The organism is Paraburkholderia madseniana, assembly GCF_009690905.1.
GTDB lineage: Bacteria > Pseudomonadota > Gammaproteobacteria > Burkholderiales > Burkholderiaceae > Paraburkholderia > Paraburkholderia madseniana.
Window position 1 is genome coordinate 23,034 of the sequence record NZ_VOSW01000047.1, and the last position, 20,220, is coordinate 43,253.

15 protein-coding genes are annotated in these 20,220 nt (G+C 63.1%); 9 read left to right on the forward strand and 6 right to left on the reverse strand.

Annotated elements, in window-relative coordinates; translation table 11 throughout:
- The first annotated feature begins 337 nt into the window (after nt 1–337).
- The 3 genes from FSO04_RS23895 to ligD all read left to right on the forward strand — a co-directional run bounded on the left by FSO04_RS23895 (nt 338) and on the right by ligD (nt 5,736).
- The gene (locus tag FSO04_RS23895) at nt 338–1,594 is read left to right on the forward strand and encodes a cytochrome P450 (RefSeq protein WP_154563107.1); all 1,257 of its coding nucleotides are present in this window, start codon (nt 338–340) and stop codon (nt 1,592–1,594) included.
- A gap of 223 nt (nt 1,595–1,817) precedes the next feature.
- On the forward strand, nt 1,818–2,816 hold the full coding sequence (gene ku, locus FSO04_RS23900; RefSeq protein ID WP_154563109.1) for a non-homologous end joining protein Ku: 999 nt from the start codon (nt 1,818–1,820) through the stop codon (nt 2,814–2,816).
- 55 nt (nt 2,817–2,871) lie between these two features.
- Nucleotides 2,872–5,736, forward strand: coding sequence for a DNA ligase D (gene ligD / locus FSO04_RS23905; protein WP_154563111.1), 2,865 nt, complete (start codon nt 2,872–2,874; stop codon nt 5,734–5,736).
- A 153-nt stretch (nt 5,737–5,889) separates the two neighbouring features.
- Here the strand turns inward: ligD and FSO04_RS23910 are convergent, their stop codons facing one another.
- On the reverse strand, nt 5,890–6,855 hold the full coding sequence (locus FSO04_RS23910) for a LysR family transcriptional regulator (protein ID WP_154563113.1): 966 nt from the start codon (nt 6,853–6,855) through the stop codon (nt 5,890–5,892).
- Nucleotides 6,856–7,017: 162 nt separating this feature from the next.
- Between FSO04_RS23910 and FSO04_RS23915 the strand changes: the two genes are divergently transcribed.
- Together FSO04_RS23915 and FSO04_RS23920 are read left to right on the forward strand one after the other, a co-directional pair.
- Complete coding sequence (locus FSO04_RS23915; protein WP_154563115.1) at nt 7,018–8,034, forward strand: zinc-binding alcohol dehydrogenase family protein; 1,017 nt, start codon at nt 7,018–7,020, stop codon at nt 8,032–8,034.
- Between the two features lie 299 nt (nt 8,035–8,333).
- Nucleotides 8,334–8,897 carry a DUF6013 family protein gene (locus FSO04_RS23920; RefSeq protein ID WP_154563117.1) on the forward strand — a complete coding sequence of 188 codons (564 nt, stop codon included), beginning with the start codon at nt 8,334–8,336 and terminating at the stop codon, nt 8,895–8,897.
- Nucleotides 8,898–9,010: 113 nt separating this feature from the next.
- Here the strand turns inward: FSO04_RS23920 and FSO04_RS23925 are convergent, their stop codons facing one another.
- Nucleotides 9,011–9,817 carry an ABC transporter permease gene (locus FSO04_RS23925; RefSeq protein ID WP_154563119.1) on the reverse strand — a complete coding sequence of 269 codons (807 nt, stop codon included), beginning with the start codon at nt 9,815–9,817 and terminating at the stop codon, nt 9,011–9,013.
- Nucleotides 9,814–10,524, reverse strand: a complete 711-nt coding sequence (locus tag FSO04_RS23930; protein WP_154563163.1) for an ABC transporter ATP-binding protein — start codon at nt 10,522–10,524, stop codon at nt 9,814–9,816. Before FSO04_RS23930 ends, FSO04_RS23925 begins: the two co-directional genes overlap by 4 nt.
- A 186-nt stretch (nt 10,525–10,710) precedes the next feature.
- Between FSO04_RS23930 and FSO04_RS23935 the strand changes: the two genes are divergently transcribed.
- Entirely contained in the window at nt 10,711–13,197 is a 2,487-nt protein-coding gene (locus FSO04_RS23935) for an AsmA family protein (protein WP_154563121.1), read from the forward strand.
- Nucleotides 13,198–13,311: 114 nt separating this feature from the next.
- Here the strand turns inward: FSO04_RS23935 and FSO04_RS23940 are convergent, their stop codons facing one another.
- Entirely contained in the window at nt 13,312–13,806 is a 495-nt protein-coding gene (locus tag FSO04_RS23940) for a hypothetical protein (protein WP_028196609.1), read from the reverse strand.
- A 396-nt stretch (nt 13,807–14,202) separates the two neighbouring features.
- Between FSO04_RS23940 and FSO04_RS23945 the strand changes: the two genes are divergently transcribed.
- From FSO04_RS23945 to FSO04_RS23955, 3 genes are all read left to right on the forward strand, one after another.
- Nucleotides 14,203–15,813 (forward strand): sensor histidine kinase, encoded by a 1,611-nt coding sequence (locus tag FSO04_RS23945; protein ID WP_154563123.1) that lies wholly within the window; start codon nt 14,203–14,205, stop codon nt 15,811–15,813.
- Between the two features lie 78 nt (nt 15,814–15,891).
- Entirely contained in the window at nt 15,892–16,371 is a 480-nt protein-coding gene (locus FSO04_RS23950; RefSeq protein WP_154563125.1) for a response regulator, read from the forward strand.
- Between the two features lie 79 nt (nt 16,372–16,450).
- Nucleotides 16,451–18,442: a hybrid sensor histidine kinase/response regulator gene (locus tag FSO04_RS23955; RefSeq protein WP_154563127.1), complete on the forward strand. Its 1,992-nt coding sequence runs from the start codon at nt 16,451–16,453 to the stop codon at nt 18,440–18,442.
- A gap of 166 nt (nt 18,443–18,608) precedes the next feature.
- On the opposite strand, the gene mscL is transcribed toward FSO04_RS23955, so the two are convergent.
- Together mscL and FSO04_RS23965 are read right to left on the reverse strand one after the other, a co-directional pair.
- Nucleotides 18,609–19,058 (reverse strand): large conductance mechanosensitive channel protein MscL, encoded by a 450-nt coding sequence (gene mscL, locus FSO04_RS23960; protein WP_154563129.1) that lies wholly within the window; start codon nt 19,056–19,058, stop codon nt 18,609–18,611.
- An 87-nt stretch (nt 19,059–19,145) separates the two neighbouring features.
- Nucleotides 19,146–20,180, reverse strand: coding sequence for a pyridoxal-phosphate dependent enzyme (locus FSO04_RS23965; protein WP_154563131.1), 1,035 nt, complete (start codon nt 20,178–20,180; stop codon nt 19,146–19,148).
- Nucleotides 20,181–20,220: the final 40 nt, after the last annotated feature.

A 20,220-nucleotide genomic window follows, 5' to 3' on the forward strand; every position in this document is an offset into this window, starting at 1 on the left:
TCATTGTAACGGTTCGGCGGTGTGCGGCCCGCAGGGGCAGCGGAGAACGGGCAACAGGTATCCCCGAGTGGCATCAAGCGGACGGGCAGCAATTGGCCAATAGACAAACAAACGACCCGCCAGGAAGCCAATCGCCCGGCGCATCGCGTATACATTCGGGCAATCCACCGTGCAACGATCAGGCGCCCGCGTCATACTGGCGCTTCGAACGACGCCCCGCAGCCTATCGAACCCGCCAAGCCCATCGCGTCCAAAAGCCGCGCAGCGCACCCGCATGTGGCACGCATCGGCGAGGTATCGGCACCCATGACGAGGCGCATCACCACGGAGACAAGCAATGCCCCCTGCGACAGCCAGCGACGCGCCCACCCTCGCACGCGATTTCGATCTGCGCCAGCTGAGTCCCGCGTTCTACGCCGACCCATACCCGGTCTACCACGCGCTGCGCACCTATGAACCGGTCAAACGCATGCCGGACGGCTCGCTGTTTTTGACGCGTTTTCGCGACGTGCAGGCGGTCTACCGCGACCCGAAAACTTTCAGTTCCGACAAGACCGTCGAATTCAAACCGAAGTACGGCGACTCGCCGCTCTACAGCCATCACACCACCAGTCTCGTCTTCAACGATCCGCCGCGTCACACGCGGGTGCGCAAACTGATCGCCGGCGCGCTGACGGCGCGCGCGATCGCGGCCATGGAGCCGGGGCTGATCCGCCTCGTCGATGGTTTGCTCGATGCAGCCGCCGCGCGTGGCCGGATCGATCTGATCGGCGAGTTCGCGTCGGCGATTCCGGTGGAGATCATCGGCAATCTGCTGGATGTGCCGCACGCTGAGCGCGAGCCGTTGCGCGACTGGTCGCTGGCAATCCTCGGCGCGCTGGAGCCGTCGCTGAACGAGGCGCAGCTCGAGCGGGGCAACCGGGCGGTCACAGAGTTTGTCGACTATCTGCGCGATCTGGTGGCACGGCGCCGGCGCGAACCCGGCGATCCGCAGCGCGACGTGCTGACGCGCCTGATCCAGGGCGAACAAGGAGAACCGGGCGGTGAGCAGTTGTCGGAAGCGGAACTGCTGCAAAACTGTATCTTCATCCTGAACGCCGGTCATGAGACCACCACGAATCTGATCGGCAACGGTCTCGTTACGCTCACCGCCTGGCCGGAACAGCGCGCCGCGTTGCTGCGCGAACCGTCGCTGATCGAGTCGGCGGTCGAAGAGTGTTTGCGGTTCGAGAGCTCGAACCAGCTAGGCAACCGGATGGTCACGGTCGACACGGAGATCGGCGGCGTCGCGGTGGCGCGTGGTACGCCCGTCACGCTGTGCATCGGCGCGGCCAATCGCGACCCCGAGCAGTTCGCGGAACCGGACCGCTTCGACATCCGCCGCGATCCGAACCGGCATCTGGCGTTCGGCTTCGGCATCCACCAGTGCGCAGGGTTGTCGCTCGCGCGACTCGAGGCGCGGATCGCCATCGGACGCTTCGTACAGCGCTTTCCGGCGTATCGGCTCGACGACGAGCCAACGCGCGGCGGACGGGTGCGGTTTCGCGGCTTCGCTGCGGTGCCGATCGAACTCGAACCGACGAGCGGCGGTTGAAGATCGGCGCTTGCCGAGCACCGTTGGACGAGCCCGCAAGCGCCGTATCTTTTGCCGATATGGCGCAAGACTTACAGCCGATGCCTGTGACAACCGGCACGGCACCACGGCGGCCATAGCGTCCAGAACCGTGGCAGCCACCGCCGTACCGAGCCCGGGATAGCGCGCAAAACCGTGGCACGCTTGCTGCTTCACCAAAGGTCTCAGGCCTTGGGAGCGCACGATGGCACATATGATCTGGAAGGGCGCAATCAGCTTTGGCCTCGTCCACGTTCCGGTGCAGTTGTATCCGGCCACGCAGTCGGAGAAAGTCGGCTTCAATTTGCTGGACAAGCGCACGATCGATCCGATCGGCTACAAGCAGATTAACAAGCGCACCGGCAAGGAAGTGGCGCGCGAGAACATCGTGCGCGGCTTCGAGTACGAAAAGGACAAGTACGTTGTTCTCTCGGACGACGAGATTCGCGCGGCCAATCCTGAGTCGACGCAGACGGTCGATATCCTCGCCTTCATTGACGCACCCGACATCTCGTTTCTTTATCTCGACACGCCGTACTTTCTGACACCTGACCGCAAGGGGGAAAAGGTGTACGCGCTGCTGCGCGAAGCGATGAAAGCGTCGGGCAAGATCGGCGTGGCGAGTGTCGTGCTGCACAATAAGCAACATCTCGCGGCGCTGATTCCAGTTGGGCCGATGCTGGCGTTGAACACCTTGCGCTGGGCCGCCGAGGTACGCGACTTCGACGAATTCAAACTGCCGCCGGAAGGGATGAAAGCGGCCGGCGTGACGACGCGTGAACTCGACATGGCGAAAAAACTGATCAACGACATGAGCGACAAGTGGGATCCATCGCAGTATCACGACACGTTCCACGACGACATCATGGCGCTGGTCGATCGAAAGATTCGCGCGGGCAAGACCAAGGAAATCACCGAGGTCGAGGCGCCGCGCGAATCGCGCCAATCCGCCGACATCCTCGATCTGTCCGACCTGCTCAAGCGCAGCCTCGGCCGCGGCAAAGGCAAGCCGGCGACGGGCGCGCGCAAGCATGCCGTGGACGATGATGAGGAGGGCGACAATGCCGAAGCCGAAGCAGCTGCGCCAGCCCGCAAGAAGCCGCGTGCGGCGCGCTCGGCGGGTACGAGTCGCAATGGCGGCAAGAGCAGTGGCGGCAGCACCAAGTCGGCCCCGGCTGCTCGCAAACGGCGTGCGGCCGCCTGATCGCTCGCTTGATCTATAACACCGCACCAGCTCGATCCACGACGAGTTCATCTCCATGAACGACAGGCTCGATCTCTACAGCCGCAAGCGCCGCTTCGACGAAACGCCGGAGCCATCGGGCACGGCTGCGCGGAAGAAAGCCGGTCGCAAGAGCGCTACGCGCGTATTGAACGAGGCGCTGTCGTATGTGATTCAGGAGCACGACGCGCGGCGCTTGCATTACGACTTCCGCCTCGAACTGAACGGCACGTTACTGTCGTGGGCGGTGCCAAAGGGGCCGAGCCTCGACCCGTCGGTGAAACGGCTCGCGGTGCATGTCGAAGATCACCCTGTCGAGTATGGTTCTTTCGAAGGCGATATCCCGCCTGGCAACTATGGCGCGGGGACCGTGATCGTGTGGGATCGCGGGACGTGGGAGCCGGTCGGCGGCGCGGCGGAGGCTGCCAGATCGTATAAGGCGGGCAAGCTCAAATTCCTGCTTTTTGGCGAAAAACTGCGCGGTGGCTGGACGCTGGTGCGCAGTCATATGCGCGGCAGCGGTGACAAGGAGCAGTGGCTGCTGATCAAGGAGCGCGACGAGGAAGCACGCGATCAGAACGAATACGACGTCTTGAAGGAGTGCCTTGGCAGCGTACTGGAGGGCAGTGCGTCGGTGGACAAGCGCGCAAAGGCCACGAGGACCGCGACAAGGACAACTGCGAGCGAGTCCACACGCCAGAGCGCGAGCAGGACCGGAGCGAAGACTGGAATTAAGGCTGCGAGGACTTCAAACGCCGCTAGGGCCAAAGAAACAGCATTGATCTCGAACACCACTGGCAGGAACGGCGCGAAAGCCAGCTCATCAAGCCTTCCCGACCCGAAAAAAACCGACATCGTGTCGACCCGTAGCACGCAGTCACTGCGCGAGCTTGCCGCATCGCCCTCGATCGAAGGCGCGGTCAAGGCCGCGTTGCCCGCCACCTTCAAGCCGCAACTGGCGACGCTCGTGGACACCGCGCCACCCGGCGATGAATGGGCATACGAAATCAAGTTCGACGGCTATCGTGTACTGGCTCGCATCGACCGAAACGCAAAGACCCGTGCGCTCAAGGTGTTCACGCGCGCAGGCAACGATTGGACCGCAAAGTTCGACAAGCAGGTGAAGGCATTCGAACAACTCGACATCGAAAGCGCCTGGCTCGACGGCGAAGCGGTGGTGCTCGATGGCAATGGCGTACCGAGTTTTCAGGCGCTGCAAAACGCGTTCGATGCGGACCGCCCGCAGGACATCGTCATCTATCTGTTCGACGTGCCGTTCCTGAACGGCTACGACTTGCGAGACGTGCCACTCGAACAACGCCGCGCGATTCTGCGCGCGTTATTGGAAGGCCTGGATGGGCACGACGACAGCGTACTGCGCTTCTCGAACGACTTCGCGTTCAGCGCCGACGATCTGCTGAAGAGCGCATGCGATATGGCGCTCGAAGGCATCATCGGCAAACGGCGCGATAGTGGCTACACCTCGGGGCGTTCGTCCGCATGGATCAAATTGAAATGCCGACGCCGCCAGGAATTCGTGATCGGCGGCTATTCGGAGCCGGCGGGTAGCCGTGCGGCCTTCGGTGCGTTGTTGCTTGGCGTCTACGACGGCAAAGGCAAACTACAATACGCCGGCCGTGTCGGCACGGGCTTCGACGCTGCGTTGCTGCGCTCGCTCAAGAAGAAACTCGACGCGCACGCAACCAGCCGCATGCCGTTCGCCGGCACGTCGCGCGAGCGCAGTCGCACGCCGGTGCATTGGGTCGAACCTGTGCTTGTCTGTGAATGCAATTTCGCTGAATGGACGAGCGAGGGCATCGTGCGGCAGGCGTCGTTCGTGAGCCTGCGCAATGACAAACCGGCGCGGCAGATCGTCCGGGAAGCACCCCGTAAAGGAGCCGATGTGCAGGAGCAAACCGATACCGCATCCGACACCGTGGCGAAGAAACGCACGACAAAAACGCCAGCAACCAAAACCGCCACAACGAAATCAAAACCCGCTACAACGCCAGCCGAAGTCGCCGGCGTTCGCGTATCCCATCCCGACCGCGTCATCGACAAAAGCACCGGCACCCGCAAAATCGATCTCGTGCGCTACTACGAATCGGTCGCCGACTGGATGCTGCCGCATCTTCAGGACAGGCCGGTGTCGCTGGTGCGCGCGCCCGAGGACATCGGCGGCGAGCTGTTTTTCCAGAAGCACAGCCAGAAGATGTCGATCCCCAACGTCACGCAGCATCCCGGACTCGACCCCGGTCATCCACCGCTGATAACCGTCGATACGCTCAAAGCGCTGGTCGGCGCCGCCCAGATGGGCACGATCGAATTTCACACGTGGAATGCCGTGGTGTCGAACATCGAAAAACCCAACCGCATGGTGTTCGATCTCGACCCGGACGCATCGCTCGGTTGGGAGCGGATGATTGAGGCCGCGCAACTGGCGCGCTCGCTGCTCGAAGAACTCGGTCTGACCTCGTTCTGCAAGACGAGCGGCGGCAAGGGGTTCCATGTCGTAGTGCCGCTCGCGAAGCACGCCGGCTGGGACGAAGTGAAGGCGTTTTCGCAGGCCGTCGCGCAGCACATGGCGACGACGTTGCCGAAGTACTTCAGCGCGAAGATGGGGGCCCAGAATCGCAAGCAGAAAATCTTTGTCGACTACCTGCGCAACAACCGCGGCTCGAGTACGGTGGCCGCATTCTCTGCGCGCGCCCGGCCGGGCCTGGGTGTTTCAGTGCCGCTCTCGTGGGACGAAGTCGCCACCACGACGAGCGGCGATCAATGGACCGTCGAAAACGTGCACGAGCGTCTCGCAGGCCTTAAGCGCGACCCGTGGGCGGACTACGCGAAGACACGTCAACGCATCACCGCAGCCATGAGAAAACGTCTGGATGAAGCGGAGTGATCGCGATCCAGCCGGCCTGATTCAACCTGAAAAAGGAGCAAACCATGAAGACCTCAGCGCAATCGTCTGACGGCGGGAAGCAGGCCGACCCGCATGCACCGACGCCATGGGTGGTCAGCACCTTGATGCGGTCTGACGTCTCGCCCGCCCGGCTCACACCGGCTCCACATCCCAATAAGGCGGATCGCCGAAATGCGCGGCAAGGAACTCGATGAACGCGAGCGTCCTCGGCGGCACGAACGCACGGCTGGGATAGACCGCCCAGATCGCCACTTGCTCCGCGAGCGGATAGGTGTCGAGCACGCTGACCAGTTCGCCGCTGCGCAGATACGGCGCCACGTCCCACGTCGACTTGAGCGCGATGCCGAAACCGGCCAGCAAGGCGTCGCGAATGACTTCGCCGTTGTCGACGACGAGGCGTCCGCTCACGCGCACCGTAAGCGGTCCGGCGGGCGTCACGAATGCCCAGTCGCGTTGGTCTGACAGGATGATGCATTCGTGCTGGGCGAGGTCCGAAGGATGGTGCGGCGCCCCACGCGCGGCGAGATAAGCGGGCGCGGCGCATAGCACACGGCGGTTGACGGCCAGGCGCCGCGCCACCAACGACGAATCCTTGAGCACGCCGACCCGGATCGCCACGTCGATACCCGCATCGACCAGATCGACCATCTGATCCGTCAGACGCAGGTCGACGCTCACGCCGGGATAGCGGCGCAGAAATTCGCTGATCACCGGCGATATGTGCTGCCGCCCGAAAGAGGATGGCATCGACACCCTCAGACGCCCCTGCGGCTCGGCCTGCGCGCGGCCGACTGAGGCGCGTGCGGCATCGGCTGCGTCGAGCAGCGCCTGAGCGCGTGTCATGAACACTTCGCCATCCTGCGTGAGACTGATGCGACGAGTGGTCCGATGCAGCAGTCGCGCGCCAAGGAGCCTTTCGAGCTGTGCGATGCGCGAACTCGCCACCGCCGCCGACAGGCCGAATTCGCGGCCGGCCGCCGACACGTTGGCGAGCAGGGCGGCCCGCACGAACAGGGCGACGTCGAGTAGATCGAGTCGTTCCCGTTCGCCGGACGAGGGCTTTGCGGCGGGTTCCACGGGGTCGGCAGGCTGGTCCATTATTCTGAAATTCAAAAAGATGTTTCAGTCATTATGATGCTTTTATGAGAATAAGAACCGCCTTACGATGACGTCAATGCGATCGATTGCCCTGCGTGGCGCCAGGCGCCGTGGGCATCGATCGCCGGTTTCTTAACCTCATCTGAAAGAACAGGAGCTGTGATGAAAGCTGTAGGTCTCTATCGTTATTTGCCGATCGATCAAGCCGAGTCCCTAGTCGACGTCGAGATTGCCAAACCCGAAGCCGCCGGCCGCGACCTGCTGGTGAAGGTCGAAGCCATCTCCGTCAATCCGGTCGACACCAAGGTGCGCGCCCCGAAAGACACCGTCGAGAAAGCGCCGCGGGTGCTCGGCTGGGACGCCGCCGGCACGGTGGTGGCGGTTGGCCCAGACGTCACGCTGTTCAAGGTCGGCGACCCGGTTTTCTATGCGGGCAGCATTACCCGGCCGGGCGCGAATAGCGAGTTCCATCTGGTCGACGAACGCATTGCCGGGCGCAAGCCGGCATCGCTCGATTTCACGCACGCGGCCGCTTTGCCGTTGACCGCGATCACCGCCTGGGAAGCACTCTTCGACCGCCTCGGCGTGTCGCCGCAAGGCGCGGATGAAGGCCGCACGGTGCTGATCATCGGCGGGGCGGGCGGGGTCGGTTCGATCGGCATTCAGCTGGCCAAACAACTCGCGAAACTCAAAGTGATCGCGACCGCCTCGCGCCCTGAATCGGCGAAGTGGGCGACGGAGTTGGGCGCGGATCATATCGTCGATCACTTCGACCATATGCCCGCGCAGTTGAAAAAGCTTGGCATCGACCAGGTCGATTACGTGCTGATCTTCAACGATACCGACAAGCATTTCCCGGCAGCCGCTGAAGTGATCAAGCCGCAGGGCGGCATCTGCACGATCGTCGAAAACAGCCAGCCGCTGCCTGTCGAACTATTGAAGGCGAAAAGCGCCGCGTTCCACTGGGAGTTCATGTTCACGCGTTCGATGTTCGGCACGCCGGACATGATCGAGCAGCATAAGCTGCTAACCGAGGTGGCGCGTCTCGTCGATGCGGGCACGTTGCGCACGACGGTCGGCCAGAATCTCGGCACGATCAACGCCGACAATCTGCGCCGTGCGCATGGGCTGCTCGAAGAGGGGCGCGCGATCGGCAAGCTGGTGCTGACGGGCTTCTAGACTGCGCGAGGTTTGGCGTTCCTGTCACGTCGCACGCGCAGAAAACGCCTCAACGCAAGCGGGGTAACACCCGATTCGTATGAAGCGCGCGCAGCGCCGCTTGGCGGTAGACTGGTGGGGCATCATGCTAAAACAGTTGCGCGTCTCGCAGCTCGTCTGGCAGGGCCTCAGCCGGGTTTAACCAGGTGCTACCAGGTGCTAACCAGGTATTCACCAGGTGTGAATCAGGCTCCAGTCAGGCGGTGCATTGGCAGTAGCGCTCGAGCGGGCGCGCAGCGGCACAACAACGAGGTGACAGTATGAGCTCCAGCTTCAAACTCTCCGCCGTTTCAGTTGTTGCTTCTCTCGCATGCGCGCTCGCGTCCGGCATGCTCGTGACGGCAGCTCACGCAGCCACGCCGATCACGGTGACGTCGCAGTCCGCCCTCGACGGTCCGATTCGCTATACGGTCCGCGTCACGTCGAAACAGTTCGGTAATTCACAGGAAACGCGTACGATCCGCTCCGGCGAATCGGACGACTTCACGTGGAAGACGGTGCCGCCAGGCGGCCCCGTGCCCGCGACGGATAGCTGCCCGAATTACTCGTCGCTGCCAACCGATACCAACGGCGCGATGATTCGCCAGACGCAGATCCGTTTTGCGCCGGTCGTCGGCAGTGACGGCACCGCGTCAGTGCAATTGAGCTTCCAGGCGCAGACGCCGCATGGCGTCAAGACGGTGACGAGCGGCGGCAAAACGCTCAAGTGTCCGAACAGCGTGGCAGTCAGCCAGATTCTGCGTTTTACGATGCCGACCAACGGCACCACAAAAACGCTGACGCTCAATGACGGCACCGAAGTGGCGGTCACCGCGAAACGCTGACGGTTACGGGTGAAGCCTGGGCGATGAGTGCCGCGTCCACGGCGCGCGGCCGATGAGACAAACCGCGAAAGGGCGACGCCGGCCGCGTCGCCCAGCGTATGTTGTTTGCCCCATCAACGCTGCGCTGCGGCCCGCTCCACCAGCCGCGCCGACAGAAACCGGTGCTCCGCCGAGAAGAGCCGCCGATACGTGAGCAGCACCGCGCCCACCGTCCCCAGGGCTGAGGCCGCCGCGATCAGGAACATGATCACGATCTGATAGCGCACTGCCTGCAACGGCGACTGACCGGCCAGCACCTGCCCGGTCATCATGCCCGGCAAACTCACCACGCCGACCACGGCCATCTGATTCAATGTGGGCATCATGCCCGCGCGCACCGCCTGGCGCGCCGGCGCCTGCGCTGCTTCCCAACGGGTCGCGCCGAGCGCGAGCGCCATATCCACTCGGTCGCGCCGCGCGGTCAGTTCCTCGGTCATCCGTTCGATGCCGAGCGACACGCCGGTGAGCGTATTGCCGAGGATCATGCCGAGAATCGGAATCGCGTACTGCGGCTCGTACCATGGGTGAATGCGGATCACGACGAAGAGTCCGACCGCGGCCACCAGCCACGAACTGACCCAGATCGACAGCACACTGTCCGCACGCTGCCCGGCGTAAGTGCGGCTGCCGCGCTGCGCACCCGCGAAGCCGGCGATCAGCGTCATCACGACCATCAAGGGCAGCACCACGAACCAGTGGTCATAGCGAAACACCCAGCCGAGCACATAGCCGATCGCCAGCAATTGCACGACGGTGCGTACCGCCGCCCACGCGAGCTTGCGTTCGAGATCGAGCTTGAGCGCCACCGACACCACGCCGTTCACCACGATCAGCAACGCGGCGATCGCGACGTCCCAGAGACTCAGGTTTTGCAATGTCATTGGCCGAGCTCCTGATGCGCGGGTGTCACTGAGGATTCGTCGAGCACGCCGGCGCGCATCGTGAGGTGCCGCTCGCTCATGCGCGCGGCTTGCGCCGGATCGTGCGACACCCACATCGACGCATGCCGGCCGGGTTCAGCCGCGAACCACGCGTGCACCAAAGCTTCGATCGCGCGCGACGACTCCGGGTCGAGCGACGCGGTGGGTTCATCCAGCAGCAGCACTTCGGGCGCGAGTTGCAGAACGCGAATCAGCGCGGTGATCTGCGCTTCTCCACCGGACAATTCGCTCGCGCGCTTGTCGAGAAAATCGTCGCCGCGGCCTGCCTGAGCGGCGAGGCTTGCCGCGCGTGCGCGATCGAAGCGCACGTCGCGATAGGTCCGCAATTCGAACGGGTAACGCAGGTTGTCCTCGACGCTGCCGTCGAGCAGCGCGGGCCGCTGCCGGATATACGCGACGTTGCGCCGGTAACGCGGAATGGCGGCGCGCTCGACCGCCGCGCCGTGCCACATGATGCGTCCGGCATCGAGCGGATCAAGCAGGGCGAGGGCGCGCAGAAACACGCTCTTGCCCGAGCCCGACGGCCCGGTGACCGCGACGCGGTCGCCCGCGCAGAGGGCGAAGGTCGTCGGCTGCAGCAGCGTTTGCCCGCGCAAGGCATCGCGCCGGGCGATGCCGTCCGCAAGGACGAAGGGAACATCTGTCATGAGTTGGGTGGTGGTGGATTTTTGCGTGGATTCGGAGGCCGCCATGACATTTCCTTACGTTTCCGTGGCAGGGAAACCTGTGCCCGAACTGTGCGGCATGATAAAACGACCCCTATTAGACAATAACACCAGGCACGATACGTGCTGTCCCTCATGTACAACGAAGAACAAAGGCGGAGCTTCTCAATGGCAGTGTCGAGCACGACTGGAAGACGGATAGGAAAAATCATCGCATGGTTGCTGGCGATCATCGTCATTCTGATTGTCGCCCTGACCATCTTCATTCTGACTTTTGACTGGAACCGGGCCCGTCCCTACATCGACGACAAGGTTACGCAGGCGATCGGCCGGCCGTTCGCGATCAACGGCGATCTGAAAGTAGGCTGGCAGCATCCGGTCGGCGAAACCGGCTGGCGTGGCTGGGTGCCCTGGCCGCGGTTTTCGGCGGCCAATATCACGGTAGGTAATCCCGACTGGGCCAAACAGCCGCACTTCGCGACGCTGGACGAAATCGACTTCCAGGTCAAGGTGCTGCCGCTGCTCGCGCACGACATCGTGATTCCCGCGATCAACCTCGTGAATCCTTCGGTCGACCTCGAACGACTGCTCGACGGGCGCGACAACTGGACCTTCAAACTGGCGTCTTCCAGCGGGCCTTCCGAATGGAAGCTCGATCTGCACGACATCGCGTTTGCCAAAGGCAATATCGGGCTGTCGGATCAGCAGAAGAAGGTCGAGATGCAGATGGCCATCGATACGCTCGGCCAGCCGATTCCGCTCGGCGAGGTGATGAAGCAGCAGGAGACGGCATCGCGCAGCGCATCGGCGGAGGCGGTCGGTAAAGCGGGGGCGAGCAAGCTGACGGCACAGGCCAACGCGCAGGCTGCATCGGAAGCGGCGGCGGCGTCCGCGGTGGCGGCTTCCGGCGCCTCGTCGACGGATATCGCCGCGTCGGGCGCGACGGCGGCGAATGGCGCTTCGGGTGCGCTGGTTGCCAGCGGGGCGAACGGTGCAAGCGAGGGTGCGAGTGAGGGTGCAAGCGGCGCCGCGGGAGCCTCGGCGTCGAGCGCCAGCGAGACAGGCACGGCGAACGGTGCAAAGCCGGCGATCCCGCCGTACGCGATCGGTTGGACAGTCAAGGGCACCTATAACAAGACGCCGGTATCCGGCAGCGGCAAGGTGGGCGGCGTGCTGGCGTTGCAGGACGCGAACCGGCCGTTCCCGGTGCAGGCCGATGTGAAGGCCGGCGATCTGCGCGTCGGCCTCGTGGGCACGATCACCGATCCGGCGCATCTTGCCGCGGTCGATATGCGACTTTGGCTGCAAGGCAACAGTCTGGCGCGGCTGTATTCGCTGACAGGCGTGACCTTGCCCGACACGCCGCCGTATGCGACCGAGGGGCGTCTTGTTGGCCAGTTCAAGTCCGGCGGCAACGTCTTCAGTTATGAAAATTTTACAGGCCGGGTGGGCGGCAGCGATCTGAATGGCTCGCTGACCTACACGGCGCGTGAGCCGCGTCCGCTGTTGCAGGGCGAACTGGTGTCGCATCTGCTGCAATTCGCCGATCTGGCGCCGGTCATCGGCGCGGACTCGAACGCCAGCAAGGCCAAACGGGGCGACGCGACGGTGCAGCCGGGCAACAAGGTTCTGCCGGTCGAAGAATTCCGCACCGACCGCTGGAAGGCGATCGACGCCGACGTGAAGTTCACGGGGCGCCGCATCGTCAAGGACGCCAATCTGCCGATCACGGACCTGTACACGCACGTCGTGATGACCGACGGCGTGCTGTCGTTCGAGCCGCTGAAGTTCGGCGTGGCAGGCGGCTCGTTGTCATCGGATATTCATCTGGACGGCAGCGCGACGCCGCTGAAGGGCCGCTTCGCGATGTCGGCGCGGCATCTGAAGCTCAAGCAGTTGTTTCCGAACTTCAAGACGATGCAGAATGCGCTCGGCGAAATCAACGGTGACGCCGCGCTGACCGCAACCGGCAACTCGCCGGCAGCGCTTGCAGCGACGTCGAACGGCGAGGTGAAGGCATTGATCACCGACGGGACGGTAAGCCGCCTGCTGATGGAAGCCGCGGGCCTGAACGTGGCGAACGTGGTCTATGAAAAGCTGTTCGGCAATCGCGACGTGAAGATCAACTGCGCGGCCGCGGATTTTGTCGCGACGAACGGTGTGCTGGATTCGCGTGTGTTCGCGCTCGACACGGACGACGCGGTCATCAACATCGACGGCAACGTGAATCTGCGCGACGAATCGATGGATCTTGGTGTGCATCCGCATACCAAGGGCTTCCGGGTGTTTTCGCTGCGCTCGCCGCTGTATGTGAAGGGGACGTTCAAGGATCCGCGCGTCGGGGTGAACGCCACCGCGTTGGCGCTGCGAGGGGGCGCCGTAATCGGGCTCGGGTTGATCAATCCGTTTGCGGCGCTGATTCCGCTGCTTGCGCCTAGCAATAACCAACCGCTGCCGTGCGGACAGTTGCTGTCGCAGGTTCGTCAGGCGCCGACCGCGCCGCCGCCGGGTATGAAGCAACAGCCCAAGCCGGCCATTTCCCTCGACGGCGCGCCAGTGAACAAGTCTTCCTCTGGCGCCGCCTCACCGGGTGCGGCCGACAGGAAGCCTGCGGTCACGGCGCCGGCCACGGGGGCCGAATATAAGGGGAGTTAATGTTTTCTGCTTTGTCTGCAGACCAACAGGCGCCGCGCGGGCGAAAGAAAAAACGGCAATCGGCGCCGCGTGCTCGAAGACATCGGCGCCGATAAAGAAAAGGAAAGAAAATAACTACCTTAGCGAGCGCGGAGCGGCATCCCCCGCCGCATCCTGCCTGCGAACCCCTCGCCGGGCGCCGCCAACGCGAGTGGCGCCAAACTCCGTCAGGATCTTGCCTCTGGCCCGGCTGGCAAAGACCAGGAACCCAAACCCGTCGGCTTCATACCAATACCCGCCGTTCTCGAGTCCATCGAGCGGCTGTTCCAATGCATTGGTAATGGATTCGATACAACGCCGCCGCAATTCGGCTGGCGCGGGATAGGGCGGCTGGGCACCGCGCACGCTGCACAGAAGAACGTCGAGCCCGGGCAGCACATGTGCATAGAGTACCGGCTCGTCCTGCGCGCGGGCGCGCGCAATTTTGGTGTCGAGCTGACCGAACGGCTTGAAATGCCGTAGTACCGCGAGGAACGACTCATCGCCGTCCACCTTCGCGCGTCTACGCTTTTTCGGGAAGGACATAAAAATTCGCCTGAAAAAGAATTGCAAGAAACGCAGCGTCCTCATGCGACAACTCCCGGCTTCGCGCGCCGCACGTCGATCTTTTATAGCATACGACAAGGCCGGATTCACGATGATTCGGCATCTACGCCGTCCCACCGCCTCCCGCACGAATCATGCCGAACCGCCTCGCCGCGCGCTTTCGCTTCCCAGCACATCTGTCTCCATCATAGACGCCCACGCCGCCGAAAAAACAACTCGTATCAATAAAAAAGTCATTTTTATGTGGGTGAGCGCATCTTGCCGCTACGTTGAAATATCTCACATTCACGTCGATAATGGCCCGTCCGGCTGCACCGCGGCGTGCTGGCCAGTCCTGCACCGCAACGGCCCGCCCGCATGCCGAGGCGAGGCGCATGGTCCGTGCGCACCGCCGCGGCTTGAACGACCCTTCGGGCGAACATGAAACTATTCACCAAGGGTCTGCTGCTGATTGCAGTGCCGAGCGTGGTCGAGCTGGCGCTTCTGGGCGTCGTCTTCGATACCCAGGAGCAAACAGCGCAGGCCGCGCGGTGGGTCAGCAACAGCAAGCAGATCCTTTATCAGTCGTCGGCCATTGTCGATCCGCTGCTGCGTCAGGCCGTGCGGGTCCGCACGGGCATGGTCGTCGGCGATCCGTCGTTTGTCGACCGCCACACCGTATGGGTCGATCTCGGCGACCGGCTTTCGAATCTGGAAACGTTGGTGGCCGATACGCCGCAGCAGGTGGTGCGCGTGCGCAAGATGCAACAGGCGATCGACGCCTATCGCGTGCAGGCCGCCGCGATCTCGCAGGCGCTGCGCGCAGGACGCAACCTGAATTCGTTTGCCGCGCTGGACACGGGCGCGCTTCCCCAGCAGATCGCACTGTTTCGCGATCAGCTCACCGAGTTCAGCAATGAGGCCTCGCGGCTCGACGCCGAGCGCGGCGCGGCCTTGGCACGGCGCCGCGAACGCCAGCAATACGCGCTGATCGCCGCGGTGTTGGGCTCGATGCTGATCTGGGCGGCCACTGCCGTCGTGTTTGCGCGCAGCATCGGCCGGCGGTTGGAGGTGTTGACCGGCAATGCCGAGCGCCTCGGCAGCGGGCGGCAGCTTGCGGCGCCGCTGTCCGGCAACGACGAAATTGCCGCGCTCGACGCGGTGCTGCATCAGACGGGCGAACGCCTAAGCGAGGCCGAAGGCGAGCAAGCCAGGCTGAAAGTGCGGCTCGAAGCGCGCGCGCGGGAACTGGCTGGCGTCAACGAGGAGCTGCGCCAGGAGACGCAAGACAACGAAATGTTCATCTACAGCGTGTCGCACGATCTGCGCTCGCCGCTGGTGAATCTGCAAGGCTTTTCGAAAGAATTGCAGGTGTCGTGCGACGAACTGGACAGCCTCGTCGAGGCGGCGAAACTGCCGGAGGCCGAACATCGGCGTATGGCGCATATTCTTGACGGCGACGTGCGCGAGTCTCTGCAATATCTACGCACCGCGGTGACGCGGGCGGCGGCGATCATCGACGCGCTGTTGCGGATTTCACGCGCCGGGCGGCTCGAATATCAGTGGCAGCGGGTGAGCGTCGGGCGGGTGGTGGGCAAGGTGGTCGATGCGCTGCAAGGCGTCATCAGTCAGCGCGGGACGGTGGTGACCGTGCGCGAGTTGCCGCCTGCATGGGGCGACCCGGGTGCGATCGAGCAGATTTTCGGCAACCTGATCGGTAACGCGCTCAATTATCTCGACCCGGCGCGCAACGGGCGCATCGAGATCGGCGCGCTGGAGCCGGAACCGGTCGACGAGACGGAGCCGCGCGCGTTGCGCACGCGCACCTATTATGTGCGCGACAACGGACTCGGGATTCCGGCGGCGTATATGTCGAAAGTGTTCCGGGCGTTTCAGCGCCTGCACGGCGACGTCGCGAACGGAGACGGCATCGGTCTCGCGGTGGTGCGGCGTATGGTAGAACGGCATGGCGGCCGCGTTTGGGTCGAGTCGGCGGAAGGCGCGGGATCGACCTTTTTTGTCGTGTTACCAGAACAACCTGCGCGCTATTGAACCGCGACAGGCACCAGGGGAAACGGTGGGGATAGTTAAAAGCACCATGCAAAAGTGGATTGTCGGTACGGAGGGCATATGAGTCACGGGGAAACGGTCAGTATCGTGCTGATCGAAGATGACGACGGCCACGCTACGCTGGTCGAGCGCAATCTGCGCCGCGCCGGTATTTCGAACGGTTTCGTGCGCTTTCGCGACGGCCAGCAGGCCCTCGATTATTTCTTCGGCCCGGCGCCGGCGGACGCCGCTGCCAGTCCTTACCCACCTCGCGAAGATCTGACGAATTTCGTCGTGCTGCTCGATCTGAAAATGCCGCGCGTGGATGGCTTCGAGGTGCTGCGGCGTCTGAAGGATTCGCCGCAGACAGCCGCGGTGCCCGTGATCGTGTTGACCACGACGGACGATCCGCGCGAAATTGCGCGCTGTTACGAACTCGGCTGCAACGTCTACATCACCAAGCCAGTCGAGTACGACGCGTTCATCGAAGCGGTGCGCCGCCTCGGCTTCTTCCTGCAGGTGGTCAAACTGCCGTCGGGCCACCGGCTGGCCGCGCCGTGACGGAAGGTTTATATGAAGGCGCTCCGCAAGCGCCCCATGACAAGATAGTCACACCAGACCTAGCCAGAGAAGACTCCGCATGACCGAAGACGTGTCCACGCAGCCTGCCGCGTTTGTGCTGGTCGTCGATGACGACGAAGGCATCCTGCGGCTCGCGCGCAAGTCGCTCGAACGCGCCGGCTGCCGGGTTGCAATCTGCTCGCAGGTCGAAGCGGCCCGCGCGCGCCTCGCCGCGGGCGCACCCGACCTGCTTGTGCTCGATTACCAGCTCAGCGGGCCGGAGACCGGCCTCGACTTCTTTCGCCGCTTGCGCGCGGAAGGCGTGCGGATTCCCGCCATCCTCGTGACCGGTTTTACTGACGAATCCCGTGTGATCGAAGCCTTGCGCGCGGGCGTATCCGACGTGGTGCCGAAATCCGGCGACTACCTCGATTACCTGCCCGAGGCGGTGGAGCGGGTGCTCTCCCAGGTGCGTTTGCAGAAGGCCTCGGACGAAGCCTTGCTGCTGCGCGATCGCGAACAGCATTACCGCACCTTGTCAGAGGCGTTGCCGCACCTCGTGCTGACCTGCAACGCCGCGGGCGATTGCGATTTCCTCTCGAAGCAGTGGTTCGACTACACCGGGTTGGCGGAAAGCAGTTCGTACGGTCTCGCGTGGCTCGAAGCGGTGCATCCCGACGATCGCGAAGAGATTCGCCGTACCTGGCTCAAGGCAGTGACGGGCGGCGCCGGTGACTACCGGCACGAACTGCGAATTCGCCGCCACGATGGCGCCTATCGCTGGTTCGACATCCGCGCGGTCGCCATGCGCGACGCCGAAGGCAACGTCAGCAAATGGTTCGGCAGTTGCACGGACATTCATCCGCAGCGCGAGGCGATCGAGGAGCGCGAACGGCTGCTCGCCTCGGAGCAGGCTGCCCGCCAGATCGCTGAAGAAGCCAATCGCGCGAAAGACCGCTTCCTCGCCATGCTGTCGCACGAATTGCGCACGCCGCTCACGCCCGTTCTGGCGGGGGCTAGCGTGCTGGAGATGATCCCGGGGCTGCCCGATCAGGCGCGTGCGAGCGTGCGCATGATTCGCCGCAACGTCGAGCTCGAAGCGCGCCTGATCGACGACCTGCTCGATCTCACGCGCGTGGCGAACGGCAAGCTGCGTTTGTCGCTCGAAACCGTCGACGTGCACGAGGTGATAGACAGCGTGCTCGAACTCTTTCGCAGTGAGATCCAGGTCAAGCAGCAGGACGTGCACGTCTGCACGAATGCGCAGCACCATTACGTGCTCGCCGACCGTGCACGGCTGCAACAGATGCTGTGGAACCTGATTCGCAACGCAGCCAAGTTCACGCCGGACGGCGGCCATATCTACGTGCGCACGCACGACGAACGCATGCATGTGCAGATATCGGTCGAGGATACGGGCATCGGCATCGAGCCCGAACAGATCGGCAAACTGTTCAACGCGTTCGAGCAAGGCAACCAGAACATGACGCGGCAATTCGGCGGCCTGGGCCTGGGTCTCGCGATCACGAAGGCCCTGACCGATGTGCACGGCGGCACGGTGGTCGCACAGAGCCCGGGCGCGCACTGCGGCGCGACTTTCACGATCACGCTGCCGACCGCCGCCGCGCCGGAGGAGCTAACACCCGTTGCAGCGCCTGATGAGGTTCGTCATCACGGCCTGCTGACCATTCTGCTGATCGAAGACCATGTGGATACCGCCGAGGTGATGGCGCAGTTGATTCGCAGCCTGGGTCACGACGTGACCATGGTGGGCCGTGTGGACGATGCTCTCGCCGCCACCCAGGCACAGACGTTCGATCTGGTGATCAGCGACGTGGGCTTGCCCGATGGCACAGGCCTCGATTTCGTCAAAGCGTTCCGCGAGCGTTCGGACGCACCGGCGGTCGCGTTGACGGGCTTCGGTACCGATGATGATGTGCGCCGTTGCCTGAGCGCCGGCTTTACTTCGCATCTGACCAAGCCTGTCAATTTCGGACAGCTCGAGACGATGATCGAAAGCGCGGTGAATCAGAAGGCGGAGAAGGACGAAGGGGACGAAAAGAACGCTTAGTGTGTTCGCCACGCCGACTCGGGCGACGCAATTTGCACGCGGCATGAAAAAGGCCTGTGGCGATTTCCTCGCGACAGGCCTTATTTAATTGCGCCGGTTAATGTGCCGACGCGAATGTTTAACGTGATTCAGGTTGACCCAACCCGGGTGACTTCACCCAGGCGGTTCAGCGCTGCGGTGAACTCTTCAGCGAATCGCGGATTTCACGCAGCAGCACGACTTCTTCGGGCGTTGGCGGCGGTTCTGCCGCCGCGGCATCAGCCGGCTTGCGCAGATTATTGATGAACTTGACCATCAGGAAAATGATGAACGCGAGGATCACGAAGTTGATGGCCACGGTGATAAACGAGCCATAACCGAACACTGCCACGCCTGCTGTCTGCAAGTCTTTATACGACTCAGGACTGCCTTTGAAGCTGGCGGGAATATCGCCGAGGCGAACGAACTTGTTGGAGAAATCGAGGCCGCCGGTGGCAACGCCGACAACCGGCATGATCAGGTCTTTAACAATTGAATTGACGATGGTGGAAAATGCGCCGCCGATAATCACCCCGACGGCGAGATCCATTACGTTGCCTTTGAGGGCAAATTCCTTGAATTCCTTGATCATGCCCATATACGTTCCTCCCAGAAGTCGATTATCGAATCATACCAATCTGAGAAGGATAGGCTAGTCTTTTGGCACGGAAAGGAAGGATTGGGTTTATTCTGGAAACTGTGACTGGCTATGGCGCGCCCGTTCGATATGCGCGGCGAAACTGACCGGATCGGTATTGGTGCCGCACAGCAGCACGCCCACGCGTTTGCCTTGCAGCGTTTCGCGCAGCGGTCCGAGCAGGGCTGCCGTAGCGGCGGCGCAGGCCGGTTCGACAGCTAGCTTCAGTTGTCCGAACAAGGTCAGCATGGCCGCGCGCAACTGGTCGTCGGATACCGTGACGAGCTGGTCGATATGGCGACGGCACAACTCGTAGCTGTATTCCTCGGTATGCGGCGATGCCAATGAATCGGCGATGGTGTGCATATGACCCATCTTGACCGTGTGATTGGCGGCAAAGCTTTTGCCCATCACATCCGATCCTTCCGGTTCGACGCCGTACATGTGCACCCGCGGATTCGCGAGCCGCATGGCGGTGGCCACACCGGCAGCGAGACCGCCGCCGCCGACCGGCACAATCACCGCTTCGAGGTCGGGCGTTTGCGTAGCCCATTCATAGCCGAGCGTGGCTGAGCCGAGCACGGTGCGATAGCCGTTGAACGGATGCACGAAATAACGGCCTTCCTCCGCCTCGATACGGCGCACGAGCTCGAAGGCTTCGGCAAGGTTTTCCGCGAAGACGATGTCGGCGTGATATTGCCGGCACAAGGCGACGCGTGCCGGATTGGCCGCGCGAAACAGCACGACCTTCGCACTGACGCCAAGACGCATGGCGGCGTACGCGACCGCCACCGCATGATTGCCGCCCGACACACAGGTGACGCCTGCGCTGCGTTGCGCTTCGTCGAGCGCGAGCAGGTTAGTGAACGCGCCGCGCGCCTTGAAGCTGCCACCCGCTTGCAGCAACTCGAACTTGAAGTTCACCACCGTGCCTTCCAGCGACGGAAAGTCGAGCCGGTCGAACACCGGCGTTCGCGTGACCCATGGCGTCAACGCAAAGTGCTGTGTGGCGATGTCGTCGAGAGTAGGGATCGGCTCGCCGTTGATCGTATGGTCGGTGTGCTGCGGTGTGGCGGTTGACATGGCGTGGGCGTGTTTTTCCTCGATATGGCTAAGACCGTTT